This is a genomic window from Pseudomonas lyxosi (genome assembly GCF_047758685.1).
GTDB lineage: Bacteria > Pseudomonadota > Gammaproteobacteria > Pseudomonadales > Pseudomonadaceae > Aquipseudomonas > Aquipseudomonas lyxosi.
This window is the reverse complement of sequence record NZ_CP180481.1, coordinates 6,208,522-6,228,480: the sequence shown is the minus strand read 5'-3', so window position 1 is coordinate 6,228,480 and position 19,959 is coordinate 6,208,522. Positions and strand designations below refer to the sequence as shown.

The 19,959-nt window shown below is 60.6% G+C and carries 13 protein-coding genes; 4 read left to right on the top strand and 9 right to left on the bottom strand.

Going from position 1 to position 19,959, the window contains the following annotated elements:
• Positions 1 to 41 precede the first annotated feature (41 nt).
• Positions 42 to 1,076: an OmpA family protein gene (locus tag ACMXYI_RS28555; RefSeq protein WP_415770359.1), complete on the top strand. Its 1,035-nt coding sequence runs from the start codon at positions 42 to 44 to the stop codon at positions 1,074 to 1,076.
• A gap of 84 nt (positions 1,077 to 1,160) precedes the next feature.
• Here ACMXYI_RS28555 and cobA read toward each other — a convergent pair whose 3' ends face one another.
• The 8 genes from cobA to ACMXYI_RS28515 all read right to left on the bottom strand — a co-directional run bounded on the left by cobA (position 1,161) and on the right by ACMXYI_RS28515 (position 12,850).
• The gene (gene cobA / locus ACMXYI_RS28550) at positions 1,161 to 1,925 is read right to left on the bottom strand and encodes a uroporphyrinogen-III C-methyltransferase (RefSeq protein ID WP_415770357.1); all 765 of its coding nucleotides are present in this window, start codon (positions 1,923 to 1,925) and stop codon (positions 1,161 to 1,163) included.
• A gap of 10 nt (positions 1,926 to 1,935) precedes the next feature.
• On the bottom strand, positions 1,936 to 4,650 hold the full coding sequence (locus tag ACMXYI_RS28545; protein ID WP_415770355.1) for a nitrate reductase: 2,715 nt from the start codon (positions 4,648 to 4,650) through the stop codon (positions 1,936 to 1,938).
• Positions 4,650 to 4,967, bottom strand: a complete 318-nt coding sequence (nirD, locus tag ACMXYI_RS28540) for a nitrite reductase small subunit NirD (protein ID WP_008146292.1) — start codon at positions 4,965 to 4,967, stop codon at positions 4,650 to 4,652. The genes ACMXYI_RS28545 and nirD overlap by 1 nt, the downstream gene beginning before the upstream one ends.
• Positions 4,964 to 7,417: a nitrite reductase large subunit NirB gene (nirB, locus tag ACMXYI_RS28535; protein WP_415770353.1), complete on the bottom strand. Its 2,454-nt coding sequence runs from the start codon at positions 7,415 to 7,417 to the stop codon at positions 4,964 to 4,966. The genes nirD and nirB overlap by 4 nt, the downstream gene beginning before the upstream one ends.
• A 401-nt stretch (positions 7,418 to 7,818) precedes the next feature.
• Complete coding sequence (locus tag ACMXYI_RS28530; protein ID WP_415770351.1) at positions 7,819 to 9,489, bottom strand: protein kinase domain-containing protein; 1,671 nt, start codon at positions 9,487 to 9,489, stop codon at positions 7,819 to 7,821.
• Positions 9,490 to 9,496: 7 nt separating this feature from the next.
• Positions 9,497 to 10,708, bottom strand: coding sequence for a nitrate/nitrite transporter (locus tag ACMXYI_RS28525; RefSeq protein WP_415759845.1), 1,212 nt, complete (start codon positions 10,706 to 10,708; stop codon positions 9,497 to 9,499).
• Between the two features lie 339 nt (positions 10,709 to 11,047).
• The gene (locus ACMXYI_RS28520; protein WP_008146285.1) at positions 11,048 to 11,623 is read right to left on the bottom strand and encodes an ANTAR domain-containing response regulator; all 576 of its coding nucleotides are present in this window, start codon (positions 11,621 to 11,623) and stop codon (positions 11,048 to 11,050) included.
• Positions 11,624 to 11,638: 15 nt separating this feature from the next.
• Positions 11,639 to 12,850 (bottom strand): CmpA/NrtA family ABC transporter substrate-binding protein, encoded by a 1,212-nt coding sequence (locus tag ACMXYI_RS28515; RefSeq protein WP_415770349.1) that lies wholly within the window; start codon positions 12,848 to 12,850, stop codon positions 11,639 to 11,641.
• Positions 12,851 to 13,079: 229 nt separating this feature from the next.
• Here ACMXYI_RS28515 and ACMXYI_RS28510 point away from each other — a divergent pair, with 229 nt between their 5' ends.
• Positions 13,080 to 14,099 (top strand): quinone-dependent dihydroorotate dehydrogenase, encoded by a 1,020-nt coding sequence (locus ACMXYI_RS28510; RefSeq protein ID WP_415770347.1) that lies wholly within the window; start codon positions 13,080 to 13,082, stop codon positions 14,097 to 14,099.
• A gap of 190 nt (positions 14,100 to 14,289) precedes the next feature.
• Here ACMXYI_RS28510 and rmf read toward each other — a convergent pair whose 3' ends face one another.
• Positions 14,290 to 14,505: a ribosome modulation factor gene (gene rmf / locus ACMXYI_RS28505; RefSeq protein WP_003223300.1), complete on the bottom strand. Its 216-nt coding sequence runs from the start codon at positions 14,503 to 14,505 to the stop codon at positions 14,290 to 14,292.
• A 530-nt stretch (positions 14,506 to 15,035) separates the two neighbouring features.
• Here rmf and rlmKL point away from each other — a divergent pair.
• A complete protein-coding gene (gene rlmKL / locus ACMXYI_RS28500) occupies positions 15,036 to 17,306 on the top strand; it encodes a bifunctional 23S rRNA (guanine(2069)-N(7))-methyltransferase RlmK/23S rRNA (guanine(2445)-N(2))-methyltransferase RlmL (protein WP_415770345.1) in 2,271 nt (756 codons plus the stop codon).
• Between the two features lie 142 nt (positions 17,307 to 17,448).
• Positions 17,449 to 19,848, top strand: a complete 2,400-nt coding sequence (locus ACMXYI_RS28495) for a sensor domain-containing diguanylate cyclase (RefSeq protein WP_415770343.1) — start codon at positions 17,449 to 17,451, stop codon at positions 19,846 to 19,848.
• The last annotated feature ends 111 nt before the right edge of the window (positions 19,849 to 19,959 follow it).

Here is a 19,959-nt window from a genome sequence, read left to right as displayed (position 1 = left end):
TTGCGGGACTGCTTCACAATCACCAGATGGGGATTTAACGGATGAAACTGAAAAACACCTTGGGCTTGGCCATTGGTTCTTTGATTGCCGCCACTTCTTTCGGCGCTCTGGCACAAGGCCAAGGCGCAGTTGAAATCGAAGGCTTCGCAAAGAAAGAACAATTCGACAGCGCTCGTAACTTCAAGAACAACGGCAACCTCTTCGGTGGTTCGGTTGGTTACTTCCTGACCGACGACGTAGAACTGCGTCTGGGCTACGACGAAGTGCACAACGTGCGTTCCGACGACGGTCGTAACATCAAGGGCGCTAACACCGCTCTGGACGCTCTGTACCACTTCAACAACCCGGGCGACATGCTGCGTCCGTACGTATCGGCTGGCTTCTCCGATCAAAGCATCGGTCAGAACGGCTCCGGCGGTCGTAACCGTTCCACATTCGCCAACGTTGGCGGCGGTGCCAAGCTGTACTTCACCGAGAACTTCTACGCCCGTGCTGGCGTTGAAGCTCAATACAACATCGACCAGGGCGACACCGAGTGGGCTCCAAGCGTCGGTATCGGTGTGAACTTCGGTGGCGGCTCCAAGCCTGCTGCAGCTCCAGCTCCAGCACCAGCTGAAGTCTGCTCCGACAGCGACAACGATGGCGTTTGCGACAACGTTGACAAGTGCCCGGACACCCCAGCCAACGTAACTGTTGACGCTGATGGCTGCCCAGCAGTTGCTGAAGTTGTTCGTGTTGAGCTGGACGTGAAATTCGACTTCGACAAGTCGGTAGTCAAGCCTAACAGCTACGGCGACATCAAAAACCTCGCTGACTTCATGAAGCAGTACCCATCCACCAGCACTACTGTTGAAGGTCACACTGACTCCGTCGGTCCTGACGCTTACAACCAGAAACTGTCCGAGCGTCGTGCAAACGCCGTTAAGCAAGTTCTGACCAACCAGTACGGTGTTGAATCGTCCCGCGTTCAGTCTGTTGGCTACGGCGAATCCCGCCCAGTTGCTGACAACAAAACTGACGCTGGTCGCGCTGTAAACCGTCGCGTAGAAGCGCAGGTTGAAGCTAACGCTAAGTAATTAGCGCGCAGCTCTGAAAAGCCCGGCTTAGGCCGGGCTTTTCTTTGTCTGCGATTTGATGAGGCAGGGTTGAAGCGGGGAGAGTCAGGCTGACTGGTTGACTGCATTCGCGGGAAAATCAGATACCGACAGGGATACTTCTGCACAGGCCGCGACCGCGCCGATGACCAGGATTGCCGGGCTTTTCAACTCAAAGGCGTAGGCATCTTCTTCCATCGCTGTCAGGTCGCTCCGACATTCCCGTTGGTGCGGCAGGGAAGCGTTTTCAATCATTGCCACCGGTGTATCCGCCGCCATTCCTCCGGCGAGCAACTGTTCACGAATCTCGCTCAGTTTTGCGACACCCATATACACCACCAGCGTCGTGCCACCTTGGGCCAGGGCTTGCCAGTTCAGGCTGCTGCCATCCTGAGTGTGGGCGGTGACCAGCGTTACGCCGCGCGCAACGCCCCGCAGTGTCAACGGAATATCGCATTGCGTTGCGCCGGCAAGCCCGGCAGTGATGCCGTTGACCAGTTCGACTTCGACCCCATGTTCACGCAGCCACTGCGCCTCTTCGCCGCCCCGGCCAAAAATGCACGGGTCGCCACCCTTGAGCCGCACCACGCATTTACCGTGGCGGGAATAACGCAGCATCAGGCGATGAATGAACGCCTGAGGTGTGGAGCGACAGCCGCCGCGCTTGCCCACGGGAATGATCCGCGCCTGCGGGCAATGCTCCAGCACCGCATCGTTGACCAGGTCATCGATCAGCACCACATCCGCTTCGCTCAACGCCCGCACGGCCTTGAGGGTCAACAATTCCGGATCGCCAGGACCCGCACCCACCAGCCAGACTTTTGCGCTCATAGTGTTTTCCTCACGAGGTGACGGCGACCGGCTGCACAGTGGCGGCCAGCAAACGCTTGATTTCCGGGACGCAGGAGCCGCATTGCGTGCCGCAGCCCAATTCTTGTTTCAAACCCTGCAGGTCCAGACCGCGGCTAATGCCGGCGCAGACCGCGCTTTGGCTGACGTTTTTGCAGTTGCACAGGGTTTTGTTACCGATGGCCGGCGTACTGGTGTTGCCCGGCGGTGCGCTCAGCGGCGCCAGCAGCCAGCGCCGCAGCTGTTCGTCAGCGCGACCTTCCAGCCACAGGCTTTGCAGCCAGTGTTGGGCAAGGGTTTCACCGGCCAGGCGAATCGCGGTGATCCGGCCATTTTCGATCCGCACCCGTTTGCCGATGGAGCGCCGTGGGTCGTCGTAGGCCAAAACCGGGCCATCGTTGAGTCCCAGGCATTGATCGATATCACGCAGCAATTGCGAATCAGGCGCGACGGCGCTGGCAGCGCGTATCAGCAGCGCGGGGCGTTCGCGGCCGGCCAAACTGAGGCTGACGTAGGAAAACGCCTCACAGAGCGGTCGTAGCGTCTCAAAGTGCTGTTGAACATCGCCCTCGATCAGGGCGAACAGGTTCCACGGCAGTTCCACAGGTTCGAGGCGCACGCCGCTGTGTTTGAGTTCGGGCTGTTTCGATAGCGGGTCGAAGGCGGGAAGAGTGAGGGTATTGACGCCACCCTTGAGGAAGCGGTCACCCCAATGCATCGGCAGAAAGGCCTGGCCGGGTCGCACGCTGTCGTCACCGCCGACGGCGACAATCACCGCGCCACGGCGACTTTTCAGGCTGACCAGGTCGCCCGATTGCAGCCGATGCCGGCGCAGTTCATCCGGGTGCAAACTCAACACGGCCTCGCTGACGTGGCCGAACAATTGCGCGGCGGTGCCGGTGCGGCTCATGCCGTGCCATTGATCCCGCAGGCGGCCGGTGATCAGGGTCAGCGGAAAGCGCGCGTCGCGTTGTTCCTTGGCGGCGCGATACGGGTCGGCCACGAATTGCGCACGTCCACTGGCCGTCGGGAAAATTCCGTCCAGGTACAGCCGGGCCGTGCCTTCGCTGGCGCCAGTGGGGAAAGGCCATTGCTGCGGGCCGAGGTGGTCGATCAGTGCATGACTGATGCCGGACAAGTCCAGATCACGCCCGCGGGTCAATTGCTTGTACTCGTCGAAGACCTGTGCCGGGTTTTCAAAGGCGAACAGGCTGGTTTGCTCGGGACGCAGATATTTTTCCAGGCGCTGTGCGAAATCCACCGTGATCGCCCAATCAGAGCGGGCTTCACCGGGTGCGACGATGGCTCGGCGAACGTGGGAAATGCGCCGTTCGGAGTTGGTCACCGTGCCGTCCTTTTCGCCCCAACTGGCGGCAGGCAGCAGCAGGTCAGCGAAGGCGGCGGTTTCGGTGGTGCGAAAGGCTTCCTGCAATACCACGAACGGGCAGGCTTGCAGTGCCTCGCGCACAGCGGTTTGATCCGGCATTGATTGCGCGGGGTTGGTGCAAGCGATCCACAGCGCCTTGATCTTGCCGCTGCGTACCTGCTCAAACAACTCGATAGCAGTGAGCCCGGTGTTTGCAGGCAGTTGATCCACGCCCCAATACGCCGCCACTTCCGCGCGATGTTCGGCATTGGCAGCCTCGCGATGGCCTGGCAGCAGGTTCGACAAGCTGCCAGTTTCACGGCCGCCCATGGCATTCGGCTGACCGGTCAGGGAGAAAGGTCCTGCACCGGGGCGGCCGATTTGCCCGGTGGCCAGGTGCAGGTTGATCAGTGCGCTGTTTTTCGCGCTGCCGGCGGTGGACTGGTTCAAGCCCATGCACCACAGCGACAGGAAACTCGGTGAAGTGCCAACCCATTCGGCGCATTGCTGCAGTTGCTCGACGCTGATCCCGCAGAGCTGCGAAACCATCTGCGGCGTGTAATCGCGCACCAGGTTTTTCAGTTCGGTCAAGCCTTCGGTGTGGGCCTTGATGAAGTCGCGGTCGACCCAGTCTTCCCATAACAGCAGGTGCAAAATCCCATGGAACAAGGCGACATCGGTGCCTGGCAGAATCGCCAGGTGCAGGTCAGCCAGATCGCATGTGTCGGTACGACGCGGGTCGATGACGATGACTTTCATCTGCGGCCGCCGGGATTTAGCTTCCTCCAGGCGACGGAAAAGTATCGGGTGGGCGTAGGCCATGTTGCTGCCGACGATCATCACGCAGTCGCTCAATTCGAGATCTTCGTAGCTGCACGGCGGTGCGTCGGCGCCCAGGCTGCGCTTGTAGCCGACCACAGCCGAAGACATGCACAGGCGCGAATTGCTGTCGATGTTGTTGGTGCCCACCAGCGCTCGCGCCAGTTTGTTGAAGGCGTAGTAATCCTCGGTCAGCAATTGCCCGGAAATGTAGAACGCCACGCTGTCCGGGCCGTGTTCGGCGATGGTCTCGGCAAAAACGCTGGCGGCATGATCGAGGGCGGTGTCCCAGTCGGTGCGGCTGCGGGCCAGGCCTTTGCCCAGACGCAGTTCGGGATACAACGCCCTGGCTGCGAGGTCGCCGGTCAGGTGCAAGGTAGAGCCTTTGCTGCACAGTTTGCCGAAGTTGGCCGGGTGGGCCGGATCGCCGCTGACGCCGAGAATGCGCTCGCCGTCATGCTCGATCAGCACGCCGCAGCCGACCCCGCAGTAGCAGCAGGTGGAAGCGGTGATCTGGTTCATCAGCTTGCTTCCCGCAGGGCCAGCAACACCCGGCCATTCTCGACCCGTGCTGAATGGTGGTGAGCGCAACCGATGTCCGGGGCCTGGGCTTCGCCGGTCTCAAGATCGATCTGCCAGTTATGCAGCGGGCAGGCCACCCGTTTGCCGTAGATCAAACCTTGGGACAGTGGCCCGCCCTTGTGCGGGCAACGGTCGTCGAGTGCGAAAACCTCATCGTCGCTGGTACGAAAAATCGCAATGTCGCCTTTCGGGCCGGCGATGATCCGCGAGCCGAGGGCATTGATTTCTTCCAGTGCGCAGATATCCAGCCAGTTCATGCCGACACCTCCAGGTTCTTCACTGCGATGACGTCGAATTCTTTCTTCAGCAACGGTTGTTCCAGGCGTTCCTTCCACGGGTCCTGCTCGAACGACAAGGAGAATTGCAAGCGATCGTTGAGCGCCTTGCGCCGCTCCGGGTCTTCCAGCACGGCTTTCTTGATGTGCTCCATGCCGACCCGTTGCAGGTAGTGCACGGTGCGCTCGAGGTAGAACGCTTCTTCGCGATAGAGCTGCAGGAACGCGCCGTTGTATTCACGCACTTCTTCGGCGGTCTTGAGCTTGACGAAGAACTCAGCGACTTCGGTTTTGATCCCACCGTTGCCACCGATGTACATCTCCCAACCCGAATCCACGCCGATAATTCCGACGTCCTTGATGCCCGCTTCCGAACAGTTGCGTGGGCAACCGGAGACAGCCAGTTTCACTTTGTGCGGCGACCACATGTTGAACAGGTCGTGCTCAAGCTCGATGCCCAGTTGCGTGGAATTCTGGGTGCCGAAGCGGCAGAACTCACTGCCGACGCAAGTCTTCACGGTGCGGATGGATTTGCCGTAGGCGTGGCCGGACGGCATGTCGAGGTCCTTCCAGACGCCCGGCAGGTCCTGCTTCTTGATCCCCAGCAAATCGATACGCTGGCCGCCGGTCACCTTGACCATCGGCACGTTGTACTTGTCGGCCACGTCGGCAATGCGCCGCAGTTCCGAAGGATTGGTCACACCGCCCCACATCCGTGGGACTACAGAGTAAGTGCCGTCTTTCTGAATGTTGGCGTGGGCCCGTTCGTTGATCAGCCGCGATTGCGGATCGTCCTTGGCTTCGCCGGGCCAGGTGGAAATCAGGTAGTAGTTGAGCGCCGGCCGGCACGTGGCGCAGCCGTTCGGCGTGCGCCAGTTCAAATAGCTCATGGTGCCGGCGATGGTCAGCAGATGCTGCTCGCGGATGGCCTGGCGGATTTGCCCGTGATTCAAGTCGCTGCAACCGCAAATGGCTTTTTCGCTTTTCGGTTTGACGTCTGCTGCGCCGCCCACGGTGTTGATCAGGATCTGTTCCACCAACCCTGCGCAGGAGCCGCAGGAGCTGGCAGCCTTGGTGTGTTTCTTCACATCATCGACGCTGAACAGCCCGTGTTCCTGAATCGCCTTGACGATGGTGCCTTTGCACACACCGTTACAGCCGCAGACTTCGGCGGTGTCGGCCATGCTCATGGCTTTATCCTGGCCCTGATGTCCTACGTCGCCCAGGGCGTTTTCACCAAACATCAGGTGATCGCGGATCTCGTCGATGGCGTGATTCTCACGGATCTGCCGGAAATACCAGCCACCGTCTGCCGTATCGCCGTACAGACAGGCCCCGACCAGCACGTCATCCTTGATCACCAGTTTTTTGTAGACCCCGCCGATAGGGTCGGAGAGGGTGATGGTTTCGGTGCCTTCGCCGCCCATGAAGTCGCCGGCGGAAAACAGGTCGATGCCCGTCACTTTCAATTTGGTCGACGTCACCGAGCCCTTGTAGGTGGCGAAGCCCAGTTGAGCGAGGTGGTTGGCGCAGACCTTGGCCTGTTCGAACAGCGGCGCTACCAGGCCGTAAGCGATGCCGCGGTGGCTGGCGCATTCGCCGATGGCGTAGATGCGCGGGTCGTAGGTTTGCAGGGTGTCGTTGACCAGAATCCCGCGGTTGCAGGGGATGCCGGATTTTTCCGCGAGTTCGGTGTTGGGGCGAATGCCGGCGGCCATCACCACCAGGTCGGCGGGGATGATGTCGCCATTCTTGAACTCAACCGAGCCGACCCGGCCATTGCCGGCATCGTGCAGGGCCTGGGTTTGCTCGCAAAGACGAAAGTGCAGGCCGCGGGCTTCCAGGGCAGTTTGCAGCAACTGGCCGCTGGTTTTATCCAGTTGCCGCTCCAGCAGCCATTCACCGATGTGCACCACGGTGACGTGCATACCGCGCAGCATCAGGCCGTTGGCGGCTTCCAGGCCGAGCAGGCCGCCACCGATCACAACGGCGTGTTTGTGGGTTTTCGCGGTGTCGATCATTGCCTGGGTGTCGGCGATGTCGCGGTAGCCGATCACGCCGTCCAAGGTGTTGCCGGGGATCGGCAGGATGAACGGGGTCGAACCGGTGGCGATCAGCAGGCGATCGTATTCGGCCTCGCTGCCATCTTCGGCGATCACGCGGCGTTTGACCCGGTCGATCTCCACCACTTTGCGGTTGAGCAGCAGTTTGATGTTGTTGTCCAGGTACCAATCCAGATCGTTCAGCACGATCTCTTCGAAGGTCTGTTCGCCGGCCAGTACCGGTGACAGCAGGATGCGGTTGTAATTGGTATGGGGTTCGGCGCCGAAGACCGTGATGTCGTACAGCTCATTGCTCAGCTTGAGCAGTTCTTCCAGGGTGCGAACCCCGGCCATGCCGTTGCCGATCATCACCAGTTTTAGTTTTTTCATCAGGTTCTCCGGGGAGCTCGGACCCGCCTCATCAGGGCTTTCAGGTCTTGCTCGACAAATTTTGCGTAAACAAAAAAAGGCGTCCCGCTAGTTGCCTAGCGAGGACGCCTTTGTCCTTGTCCCGTTCTCTCGGGCAGCGCAGCCTTCTACGTTGAAGGTTGGGCTTTATGTATGGTGAGAGAGGTAATGCAGTGGTTGTGCCAAGTCGCACAAATGCCGAATTAATGGGCTCTTGTCACGGGAGGAGGGTGTTTCTGTGCACCGGTTCAATGCGCGATGCCCGGTTTTGAAGCAGAAAAGTCAAAAGATCGCAGCCTACGGTAGCTCCACAGGAGATCGTGGGCACCGGAAGGAGCTGCCGCAGGCTGCGATCTTTTGATCTTTTGGGGGCAGTGAAAAACTCAGCCATGAAACAGTAAAAACAGCAGCACCAGGTTCACCAGCAACGACACCAGCGCCAAGGTCCGCCAGACCTTCAACGGTTCGCGCTCCAGCAGCGGTCTGGGTCGCACGCTCAAACTGCGCCGCTCGCCCTGTTCCAGCAGCAGCAACCATTCTTCCGCCGTTTCAAAGCGTTGACCCGGATCCGCCGCCACGACGCGCTCCAGACTTTGCGCGATCCATTCCGGCAGGTCGGGTCGATAGCGACTGGCGCTGACAGAAACCCCGAACCGTGGGCGCTGAAAGGCTTCGATTTCGCCGTAGGGATAATGCCCGGTGAGCAGGAAATACAAGGTCACGCCGACGGCATACAAGTCCTGTTGCGGTGTCGGCGCTTCCCCGCGAAAGGCTTCCGGCGCTATATAGCTGGGCGTTCCGGGCAGGGCAGAAGGCTGGTCTTCGGACAGGCCAGGGCAGTAGGCGAGACCGAAGTCCAGCAGGCGTAATTCGCCGTCGTCCCCCAGCAGCAAGTTCTCCGGTTTGATATCGCGGTGGAGAATCTGCCGTCGATGCAGCATGCCAACGGCTCGCAGCAGGCGTTCGGCCAAATCCTGCCATTGGGGCAGAGGCAGCGGTCCGACCTCTGCGTTCAGTTCCGCCAAGGTAGATCCGGAATATTCCCGCATCACGTAGTACAAATGCTGACGCTGACTGGCGGCATGGACTTCAGGGAAATGCCGCCCGGCCACGCGCTTGAGAAACCATTCTTCCGACAGCAACGCCTGCCCGGCCAAGTGATCGTCACGCAGTGCTCCGGGCAAGGTTTTCAGCAGCCAGGGTTGTTGTTGCCCATCGCGCACCCGATAGAGCAACGATTGCTGGCTCTGACCGAGTATCCCTTCGACTTGCCAGCCTTCGAAAGTCTGGCCTGGTTTCAAGGCTGGCGGCAGCGGCCATTGCTGCAAATGAATCAACGCATCGCCGATGCTCGTTTCACCGAGGGCATCGACCCGCACCAGTAGGGCGCTGGCGTTGTCCTGGCTGCCGGCCAGATGCGCCGCACTGACCAAGGTCTGCGCCGCGCTGTTCAGATCCGGTTGATCGCGCAGAATTGCCGCAATCGCGGTGTCGCCCAGCACGGCCCAAATACCATCGCTGAGCAATACGAAACTTTCGTTCAGCCGCAGTTCGCCATCGAGAAAATCCAGCACCAAATGCTGATCGAGCCCAAGTGCCCGTTTGAGCACATGCTGCATGCCCGGTTGGTCCCAGACGTGATCCTCGCTGACCCGTTGCAAAGTGTCAGTGTGCCAGCGATAAACCCGGCAATCGCCGACATGTGCCAAGGTAAAACGCCTACCGCGCATGACCAAAGCACTGACAGTGGTGAGTAATGGTTGCCCACCGCCATTGGCTTGCAACCAGCGATTTTGTGCCAGCAGCAGGCGATCCAGTGCCTGCGCGACGCCCCAGGTTTCCGGCGTGGCGTAGTAATCCAGCGCCAGGGCCTGCAACGTCGAGCGGGCGGCGAGGCCACCATCGGCACACTGGCTGACGCCATCGGCGATGGCGAACAGATAACCCTTGCTCGCCGCCAGCGCCGGGGCCGGAGTGACCAGACGCAGGGCGTCCTGATTCTCCTCGCGAGGGCCGATGGCGCTCGCTTCGGCAAAACTCAGTTGCAGGCTCATTCAGCCCTCACACCCGAGCTGCGGTCACGGCTGCCGAACCCCAAGTGGTTCTCCAGCGACGTTTCACGCCGTGCAGACCGAACCAGGCCAGAACGCCAAGGCTGGCGAACAACCACAAGGCCAGTTGATAACTGCCGGTGCTTTGCTTGATCGCGCCCATGCCCGCTGCCAGTGCAAATCCACCAATACCGCCGGCCATGCCGATCAAACCGGTCATCACACCGATCTCGCGACGAAAACGCTGCGGCACCAATTGGAAAACAGCGCCGTTACCGGCACCCAAACCGAGCATGGTGCAGACGAAAAGTGCCAGTGCCGCGTAGGAACTCGGCAGATTGAAACCCACCGCTGCGATGCAGACCGCCGCCACCGTGTACATCCCCAAAAGGGTGCGAATGCCACCGAAACGGTCGGCCAGAGCGCCGCCCAACGGACGCATCAAGCTGCCACCAAATACACAGGCGGCGGTGTAATAACCGGCGGTCACCGGGCTCAGGCCATATTGGTCGTTGAAATAGCCGGGCAGGGCGCTGGCCAGGCCGATGAAGCCACCGAAGGTCACGCTGTAGAAAAACATGAACCACCAGCTGTCGCGGTCGCCCAAGGCCTTGAAGTAGTCGGACATCGACTTGGCTTTCGGCCGCTCAGGCGCGTTTTTGGCCAGCCAGGCGAAGACGATGATGGTCAGGATCAGCGGGATCAGGGCGAAGCCGAACACGTTGCTCCAGCCAAATGCAGCGGCCAGCACCGGGGCGATCAGTGCAGCGAGCACGGTGCCCGAGTTACCGGCACCGGCAATGCCCATGGCTTTGCCTTGGTGTTGTGGTGGATACCATTGCGAGGCCAGCGGCAGGGCGACGGCGAAGGACGCGCCGGCCATGCCGAGGAACAGGCCCAGCACCAGCGCTTGTTCATAACTGTGGATGCCGAGTTTCCAGGCACCGAACAGGGCGCAGATGACGATTACCTGGCCAATCAGCCCGGCGGTTTTCGGCGACAGGCGATCAGCCAGCAAGCCCATTACAAAGCGCAATACGGCCCCGGCCAGAATCGGCGTGGCCACCACCAGCCCGCGCTGCTGGGTGGTCAGGTGCAGGTCGGCGGCGATCTGCACTGCCAGTGGGCCGAGCAGGTACCAGACCATGAAACTCAGGTCGAAATAGAGGAAGGCCGCGAACAATGTCGGGGTATGGCCAGATTTCCAGAAGCTTGAATTCATCGCGCACCTCAGCTGTTAGGAGTCTCGAGAAGGAGTCATGAGCTTGCAGGTGGGGCGCCGCATCGGCCGCACCACCGGCCCCGGTCTGTGGGGCCAAAACAAAAAAACGCCGCCACCGGATTCGCCAAAGGGCGAATGAGGTGAGCGACGTCTTTGTCGTAGGTGGGGCAACCGCCGTTGGTTACCTGTAGTGATTACCTAGCGAGATCTGTGCCAGGTTCACGCAGATCGTTCCCACGCTCTGCGTGGGAATGCATCCCGTGACGCTCTGCGTCACAGCTCGAAGCGGACGCAGAGCGTCCATGGCGGCATTCCCACGCGGAGCGTGGGAACGATCGGTTACCCGAGCAACTCGCTCATGGCAATGATCTGCTCCGCCACCTGAATCAGCTTCTGCTGCCGGCTCATGGCCTGCCGGCGCATCAGGGTGTAGGCCTCTTCCTCGTTGCAGTCCTTCATTTTCATCAGCAGCCCTTTGGCCAGCTCGATCCGCTTGCGCTCGGCCAGTTGCTGGTCACGGGCGTTGAGTTGGGCGCGCAGGGCCTGGTCGCTTTCAAAGCGCGCCATGGCCACGTCGAGAATCGGCTGCAAGCGCTGTGCGTGGATGCCTTCGACGATGTAGGCACTGACCCCGGACTTGATCGCCTGACGCATCACATCGGGGTCATGTTCGTCTGTAAACATCACGATCGGTCGCGGTTGATCGCGGCTTACCAGCACCACTTGTTCCATCACATCGCGGCTCGGTGACTCGGTATCGATCAAAATCACGTCCGGACGCACCGTTTCGACGCGTGCGGGCAGGTCGATGGTCAGGCCCGACTCGTCGATCACCTCGAACCCGGCTTCGGTCAGCGCCGCCTTCAGGCGACCGACTTTCTTCGCGGTGTCGTTGATCAGCAGGATACGCAACATATTCGCAGTCTCCTGTCAGCGGCTGGCGAGAAGGGGCGAGCTGTCGCTCATGGCGTGCAGCTTGAAACTGCGGGCATAGCCGGCGGGGTCCAGGCCATCCCAGACCTTGCCGTCGATCAACTGGCTGCTGCGCATTGGCTGATCACTCGTGGCCACACCTACAGCGGTGGCGGCCTCTCGATACAAGTCTAGTTGCTGGACCTGCCGGGCCACGCCCAGGTAGTCCGGGTCGTCGCGCAACAAACCCCAGCGGCGGAACTGGGTCATGAACCACATGCCATCGGACAGATACGGCAGATTGACCTCGCCATCACCATGGAAGCGCAGCGCGTGCGGGTCCTGCCAGCGATTACCCAGGCCATCGGCGTAGTCACCAAGCAACCTCGGCGCGATGCAATCGAGTGGCGCGTCGAGGTATTCGGGCGCACTCAACAGCTTCGCGGTGCTGCAGCGATTTTCCGTGCTTTGTTCGATGAAACGGCTGGCTTCGAGGATCGCCATCACCAGCGCCCGTGCGGTGTTGGGGTATTGCTCGACAAAGGCACGGGTGCAGCCGAGGACTTTTTCCGGGTGATCGGGCCAGATGGTCTGGGTGGTGGCCATCGTGAACCCCAGGTTTTGCTGCACCGCGCTGGCGGACCATGGTTCGCCGACGCAGAAGCCATCGATGCGCCCGGCTTGCAGGTGCGCGATCATTTGCGGCGGCGGCACGACCACGCTGTCGACGTCCTGCAACGGATGAATACCCTGACTCGCGAGCCAGTAATACAGCCACATGGCGTGGGTGCCCGTAGGAAATGTCTGGGCGAAGGTGAGTTTTGGGCGACTTTGGTGCACGTGTCGGTCCAGTGCTTCAGGACTGGTCACGCCTAAAGTCTGTAAGCCATGGGAAAGGTTGATGCTCTGGCCATTCTGATTGAGGCCCATGAGCACCGCCATGTCGGTCGACGCGACACCGCCGATGCCCAAATGCACGGCGTAGATCAAACCGTACAGACTGTGGGCGGCATCGAGTTCGCCACTGACCAGTTTGTCCCGCAGGTTGGCCCAGGACGACTGGCGCTTGAGGTTCAGGGTCAGGCCATAAGGTTGGGCAAAGCCCTGCGTGGCCGCGACCACCACGGAAGCGCAGTCGCTCAGGGCCATGAAGCCGAGGTTGATTTCGGTCTTTTCCGGGGCATCGCTGCCGTTGACCCAGGCCAGAGGGTTGGCTGGAACTTCAATCATCGGTAAACACCTTCCATAAAAAAGCGCCGGACCGGGCTGCTTGCCAGGGCAAGGCCAAGTGACGACGCCTTTGTCTTTCGACTCATCCCGCCGTTGGCATGAGTGCTGATGTCAGTGACGGTGCAAGGCATATGCCATCGCCCGCTGATTTTGTCGTGTGCCTCGCCTGCAACCCCGATGCCCGGCTATAATCGCCGCCACTTTTCGTAGCCCAGAGTCAAACCCGCCCATGTACACCCTGGCCCGTCAGCTGTTGTTCAAACTTTCCCCGGAAACCTCCCACGATCTGTCCCTGGACCTGATCGGCGCGGGCGGGCGTTTGGGGCTCAACGGCTTGCTGTGCAAGGCGCCGGCGAAAATGGCGGTGACCGTCATGGGCCTCGACTTCCCGAACCCGGTGGGTCTGGCGGCCGGTCTGGACAAGAACGGCGCGGCCATCGACGGTTTTGCGCAACTGGGTTTTGGCTTTGTCGAGATCGGCACCATCACCCCGCGTCCGCAACCGGGCAACCCGAAGCCACGGATTTTCCGTCTGCCGGATGCCGAGGCGATCATCAACCGCATGGGGTTCAACAACCTCGGCGTCGATCACCTGCTGGCCCGAGTGGCGGCGGCCAAGTACAAGGGCGTGCTGGGCATCAATATCGGCAAAAACTTCGATACCCCGGTTGAGCGAGCGGTCGACGACTACCTGATCTGCCTGGACAAGGTCTACGCCCACGCCAGCTACGTGACGGTCAACGTCAGCTCGCCGAACACCCCGGGCCTGCGCAGCCTGCAATTCGGCGATTCGCTGAAGCAATTGTTGGCCGACCTGGCCACGCGTCGCGCAGAACTGGCGCTGCGCCATGGCAAGCATGTACCACTGGCGATCAAGATTGCGCCGGACATGACCGACGAAGAAACCGCTCAGGTTGCGCAAGCGCTGATCGAAACCGGGATGGACGCGGCGATCGCCACCAACACCACCCTGAGCCGCGTCGGCGTAGAAGGCATGGAGCATGGTGACGAGGCGGGCGGTTTGTCCGGCGCACCGGTTCGCGACAAGAGCACCCACACCGTGAAGGTGCTGGCGGCCGAGTTGGCCGGTCGCTTGCCGATCATCGCCGTGGGCGGCATCACCGAAGGCAAGCACGCGGCTGAGAAAATCGCTGCGGGTGCCAGCTTGGTGCAGCTCTATTCCGGCTTCATCTATAAAGGCCCGGCGCTGATTCGTGAATCTGTAGACGCCATCGCCGCCTTGCGCTGACTTGTAGCAGCTGCCGAGCACCGCGAGGCTGCGTTCGGCAGCTGCTACAAGGGAATTGTATTTCGGCGAAAAGCAGGCATAAAAAAGGGCTCCTCGAGGGAGCCCCTGGGCCGAAGCCCGCCGCCCGGATGGGGCGTGCGTGGTAAGTCGTTACGTAATCAGATTGTCGTGTCGGAGTGTGTGCCCTGTGTTAGCCGACGGCGTGAAGTTCGTTGAGTCTATGGATTCCCGCAGTGCCGGTCATACCGTCCCAGTTGTCGCCGCGTCCTTCTCGCCAGCCGTTAATCCAGGCTTGGCGTACCGACGGTAGAGTAAATGGGCAAAGCTCACGGGATTTGCCACCAACGCCATATTGATATCCGCGCAAAAATGCTCTTTCCAACGGATCACGCTTAAGTCTTCTCATAGGGTGTTGCCCTCACTTGTTGACTGTATTTATCGCGTCGACCTCAATTGAGGTCTGGCAGAAAAACTCCTGCCGTTGGGGGCTCGCTGCCGGCGTCGCGAGCCAAGGTGTTGACGTCATTGCGGCGTCAACCTGTATTGAGTTCTAACCAATGCGTCACATCGAGGGAATGATCGTTTTGTCATAAGGACGTAACCATAAAGATGGTATGGCGATAAGTAACACGATGTTGTCCCGTGTTTATTGGCAAAACCCCGGTATGATCAGCTCCTCGCTGGATGATGGGGGTAATCCTTTAGTGAGAATGCCTCCTGTTGAGCAGGGGGACTATTCGACGAAGGGTCGACTTATGACATTTTGTTGCATCAACTTTTTTATCTGTCTTTGCATCTAAGCTCTTTTAACCCGAGCAGCAAGGGTGGGACGGCACACCTTCGTGCCACGCGGGCGCTCTTTTAGAAAAGCGCCTGATTGAAAACCGGGCCGGCAATGCGTTGCCGGTTCACTTAGCTAAAGGCTCTGAGACTCCAATGTCCGATCAATTCGAAATCTTCCTCACCTGCCCTAAAGGCCTTGAAGGCCTGCTGATCGAGGAAGCCGTCGGGCTTGGCCTTGAAGAAGCACGTGAGCACACCTCTGCCGTGCGCGGCATGGCCACCATGGAAACCGCTTATCGCCTGTGCCTGTGGTCGCGTCTGGCGAACCGGGTGCTGCTGGTGCTCAAGCGTTTCCCGATGAAAGACGCCGAAGACCTCTATCACGGCGTGCTGGATATCGAGTGGCAAGACCACATGCTCAACGATGGCACCCTGGCCGTCGAGTTCAGCGGTCACGGCTCGGGCATCGACAACACCCACTTCGGCGCCTTGAAGGTCAAGGACGCCATCGTCGACAAACTGCGCACGCCGCAGGGCGATCGTCCGTCCATCGACAAGCTCAACCCGGACCTGCGCATTCACCTGCGCCTGGACCGTGGCGAAGCGATTCTGTCCCTCGACCTCTCCGGCCACAGCCTGCACCAGCGCGGTTATCGCTTGCAGCAAGGCGCGGCGCCGCTGAAGGAAAACCTCGCGGCAGCGATCCTGATCCGTTCCGGCTGGCCACGCATTGCGGCCGATGGCGGCGCGCTCGCTGACCCGATGTGCGGTGTCGGTACGTTCCTCGTCGAAGCTGCGATGATCGCCGCCGATATGGCGCCGAACCTGCGTCGCGAGCAGTGGGGTTTCACGGCCTGGCTCGGTCACGTCCCGGCCCTGTGGAAAAAGCTTCACGAAGAAGCCACTGAGCGTTGCGCGGCCGGTCTGGCCAAGCCACCGCTGTGGATTCGCGGTTACGAAGCCGATCCGCGCCTGATTCAACCGGGCCGCAACAACGTTGAACGTGCCGGCCTGAGCGAGTGGATCAAGATCTACCAGGGCGAGGTCGGGACGTTCGAGCCGCGTCCGGATCAGAACCAGAAAGGCCTGGTGATCTGCAACCCACCGTACGGCGAACGTCTGGGTGACGAAGCGAGTTTGCTCTATCTCTACCAGAACCTCGGCGAACGTCTGCGTCAGGCTTGCTTGAACTGGGAAGCCGCGGTATTCACCGGCGCCCCGGACCTGGGCAAGCGCATGGGCATCCGCAGCCACAAACAATATTCGTTCTGGAACGGCGCCTTGCCGTGCAAGTTGCTGCTGATCAAGGTCACGCCGGACCAGTTTGTTACCGGCGAACGTCGCACTCCGGAACAGCGTCAGGTCGAGCGTGAGCAGGCCGAAGTCGAAGTCGTAGACAACAACGTAGCACCCGGCAAATACGAGAAATACAACAAGAACGGCAACCCGATCAAACCGGCACCGGTGGTGATCGAGCAGCCGCGCTTGAGCGAAGGCGGGCAGATGTTTGCCAACCGTCTGCAAAAGAACCTCAAGGCCCTCGGCAAGTGGGTCAAGCGCGAAGGTATCGACTGCTACCGCGTCTACGATGCCGACATGCCGGAATACTCCATGGCCATCGACCTGTATCAGGATTGGGTCCACGTCCAGGAATACGCCGCGCCGAAGTCCATCGATCCGGAAAAAGCCTCGGCGCGCATGTTCGATGCCTTGGCTGCCATTCCGCAGGCCCTGAACATCGACAAGAGCCGCGTGGTGGTCAAGCGTCGCGAGCGTCAGAGCGGCACCAAGCAGTACGAACGCCAAGCGGCACAGGGCAAGTTCGTCGAGGTCAACGAAGGCGGCGTGAAGTTGCTGGTCAACCTTACCGACTACCTCGACACCGGGCTGTTCCTCGATCACCGGCCGATGCGCATGCGGATTCAGAAAGAGGCGGCTGGCAAGCGCTTCCTCAACCTGTATAGCTACACCGCAACCGCCAGTGTTCACGCAGCCAAGGGCGGCGCGCGCAGCACCACCAGCGTCGACCTGTCGAAAACCTATCTGGACTGGGCGCGTCGCAACCTGTCGCTGAACGGTTTCTCCGAGAAGAACCGTCTGGAGCAGGGCGACGTGATGGCCTGGCTCGACGCCTGCCGTGACGAATACGACCTGATCTTCATCGATCCGCCGACGTTCTCCAACTCCAAGCGCATGGAAGGGATCTTCGACGTGCAGCGTGACCAGGTGCAATTGATCGACCTGGCCATGGCGCGTCTGGCCCCGGGCGGCGTGTTGTACTTCTCCAACAACTTCCGCAAGTTCCAGCTCGAGGAAAACCTTGCCGAGCGTTATGCGGTCGAGGAAATCACCGCCCAGACCATCGATCCGGATTTCGCCCGTAATGGCAAGATCCACCGTGCCTGGAAAATCACGGCTCGTTGAAACTTGAAGGGATTGGATCCACAGAGCCTTGATTTTTAAAGGCTCTTGGCTTCTTTCTGTGCTGGTCAAATTGATGGCTAATAGCTATAACTCAACGCATGGCCAATGGGCTTTCCCGCACCTGGCGTTTTGAGTTGCGTCTATGTCGTTGCACGCCGTGCGCCCGAAGATCCTGGGTTTTATCAGTGAAGATGTCTCGGCCTGGCTGGTCGCTCTGCTGGTATTGGTTGTCGGCGGGATTCTCACGGGATTGCTGGCGTGGTCGACGCTGAATCTGTTCCACCATCAATTGCGGCAACGTTTCCAACTGCTGGCCAGTGAACGTTACAGCCGTATCGAAGAACGCTTCGAAGATCAGGAGCAGCGCCTCGATGGCCTGCGCCGGTTCTTTGCCAATTCCGATTCGGTCTCCCGCGCGGAGTTCGACGGTTACACCCAACCGCTGTTGCACCGGACTCAGGCCTATTCCTTCGCCAAGCGGGTAACCGGTGCCGAACGGGCGGTATTTGAACGCCAGGTGCGTGCAGAGGGTTTACCCGACTTCACCCTGCGCGAACTCAATGCCGACGGCCAACTGCAACTGGCGGCCGAACGGGATGAGTACGTGGCGGTGCTGTATAGCCAGACCCAAAGCAAACTGGGTTCGCCGCTGGGCTACGACTTGTGGGCTCAACCCTTGCGCCGTGCCACCCTTGAACGGGCCGATCAGCACGGCGGCATGGCGGTATCGCAGCCGATGCATCTGGTCAGTATCGAACCGGCCTATGCGCGCGGCGTGCTGCTGGTCGCACCGGTGTTGCTGCGCAATAGTCCGGCGACGGCGGGGGTGAAACCGTACGGTTATGTCATGGCGGTGATCAGCATGCATCAGTTGCTGGCGGACGGGCTGCCGGAGGCTGGCCGTGACTATCTTTCGGTGCGCATCCTCGACTTATCCACAGATGATCAGCACGAAGTGCTTTATGAGTCCCCCAACCCCCCAGCCCCCAGTGAGTTGTTCGCGACCCGACTGCTACGGCTTGCCGACCATGACTATCAAGTCGACATTCAGCCCAGCGATGCCTTCCTGCGAGCCAATCATTCTTCGGTGACCACCCTGGTGGTGCTGGGCGGCTTGCTCAGTCTGTTGCTCAGTGCCTTGCTCTATGTGCTGGTCAGTCAGCGTCGACGGGCGCTGAAAATGGTCGAACAACGGACCCAGGAACTGCGTGCCCGCGAGCAGGAGTTGCGCGGCACCCATGGCCAGTTGCGTGGCGTGCTGAATGCCGCGACCCAAGTGGCGATCATCGCCACTGATCTGCGCGGGGTTATCCAAACCTTTAATGCCGGTGCCGAGCAAATGCTGGGCTACACCAGCACCGAGGTGGTGGGCCACATGACCCTGGAAAACCTGCACCTGCCCCGGGAGCTCCTGGCACGTTCGGCGGAGTTGAGCGCGCGTTATGGCAAACCGATCCCGACCTGCCAGGCGATGTTGGTCGAGGGCGGCGAGGAGGGCGGTCACGAAGCGCGGGAATGGACGCTGCTGCGTAGCGACGGCAGCCATTTGACCGTGAACATGCTGGCGACCCCGGTCCTCGATGAGCAAGGCTTGTGGGTCGGGCACTTGGCGATCTGTATTGACATCACCGAACGCAAGCGGGTCCACGAGGCCTTGGCGGCACGGGATTTGTTGCTGAAGAAACTCAGCGCTCATGTGCCCGGCGGGATCTACCAATTCAAGATGGAATTCGATGGTCGCTTCAGCGTGATCTACGCCAGCGACGGTATTCGCGATATCTACGAACTTGAACCGGATGTGATGTTGCTCAACGCCGAGGCGATTTTCACGCGGATTCATCCGCAGGACACCACCCGGGTCCGCGCTTCGATCCGGGCGTCGGCGGACACCCTCAGCCCTTGGCGCGAGGAATACCGCGTGCAGCTGCCCCTGCGCGGCCTGCGCTGGGTTCGTGGCGAGGCGACGCCGGAGGAATTGCCCGGTGGCGGCGTGCTCTGGCACGGCTATGTTTCGGACATCTCCGACTTGAAACGGGTGGAAGAAGAACTGCGGGCGCTATCGATCACCGACTCCCTGACCGGGATCCACAACCGCCGCTATTTCCAGGAGCGCCTGACCACGGAAATGGCCCGGGTCGAACGCGGTGGTGGCGAACTGTCGGTGATCATGCTCGATATCGACCATTTCAAACGCATCAATGACCAGCATGGCCACGCGGTCGGCGATCGGGTGTTGCAGATCGTGTGCGAACGCATCGGCCATAGGCTGCGCCGCACCGACGTGTTCTGTCGCCTGGGTGGCGAGGAGTTCATGGTGCTCTGCCCGGACATCAACGGCGAGCATGCCCATGTCCTGGCCTTGCAGCTATGGCAAGGGCTGCGCAGTTCGCCGATCGAAGGCGTCGGGACCGTGACCGCCAGTTTCGGGATTGCCAGCTGGCGAGTCGGGGAGGGTGCGGATGCGCTGCTGCTGCGGGCGGATTCGGGGGTGTATGCGGCGAAACAGGCAGGACGGGATCGGGTTGAGGGGGAGATGAATTAACCCCGGGAGGATGATCGTTCCCACGCTCTGCGTGGGAATGCCTCTAGGGACGCTCTGCGTCCAGTGACGCGGAGCGTCACGGGCTGCATTCCCACGCAGAGCGTGGGAACG

Excerpts from the sequence above, each read along its gene's own strand:
- ACMXYI_RS28555 (WP_415770359.1), top strand. The coding sequence starts at position 42 with ATGAAACTGAAAAACACCTTGGGCTTGGCCATTGGTTCTTTGATTGCC.
- cobA (WP_415770357.1), bottom strand. The coding sequence starts at position 1,925 with ATGAGCGCAAAAGTCTGGCTGGTGGGTGCGGGTCCTGGCGATCCGGAA.
- ACMXYI_RS28545 (WP_415770355.1), bottom strand. The coding sequence starts at position 4,650 with ATGAACCAGATCACCGCTTCCACCTGCTGCTACTGCGGGGTCGGCTGC.
- nirD (WP_008146292.1), bottom strand. The coding sequence starts at position 4,967 with ATGAACTGGCTGGATATCTGCGCACTGGAAGAAATCAATGCCCTCGGC.
- nirB (WP_415770353.1), bottom strand. The coding sequence starts at position 7,417 with ATGAAAAAACTAAAACTGGTGATGATCGGCAACGGCATGGCCGGGGTT.
- ACMXYI_RS28530 (WP_415770351.1), bottom strand. The coding sequence starts at position 9,489 with ATGAGCCTGCAACTGAGTTTTGCCGAAGCGAGCGCCATCGGCCCTCGC.
- ACMXYI_RS28525 (WP_415759845.1), bottom strand. The coding sequence starts at position 10,708 with ATGAATTCAAGCTTCTGGAAATCTGGCCATACCCCGACATTGTTCGCG.
- ACMXYI_RS28520 (WP_008146285.1), bottom strand. The coding sequence starts at position 11,623 with ATGTTGCGTATCCTGCTGATCAACGACACCGCGAAGAAAGTCGGTCGC.
- ACMXYI_RS28515 (WP_415770349.1), bottom strand. The coding sequence starts at position 12,850 with ATGATTGAAGTTCCAGCCAACCCTCTGGCCTGGGTCAACGGCAGCGAT.
- ACMXYI_RS28510 (WP_415770347.1), top strand. The coding sequence starts at position 13,080 with ATGTACACCCTGGCCCGTCAGCTGTTGTTCAAACTTTCCCCGGAAACC.
- rmf (WP_003223300.1), bottom strand. The coding sequence starts at position 14,505 with ATGAGAAGACTTAAGCGTGATCCGTTGGAAAGAGCATTTTTGCGCGGA.
- rlmKL (WP_415770345.1), top strand. The coding sequence starts at position 15,036 with ATGTCCGATCAATTCGAAATCTTCCTCACCTGCCCTAAAGGCCTTGAA.
- ACMXYI_RS28495 (WP_415770343.1), top strand. The coding sequence starts at position 17,449 with ATGTCGTTGCACGCCGTGCGCCCGAAGATCCTGGGTTTTATCAGTGAA.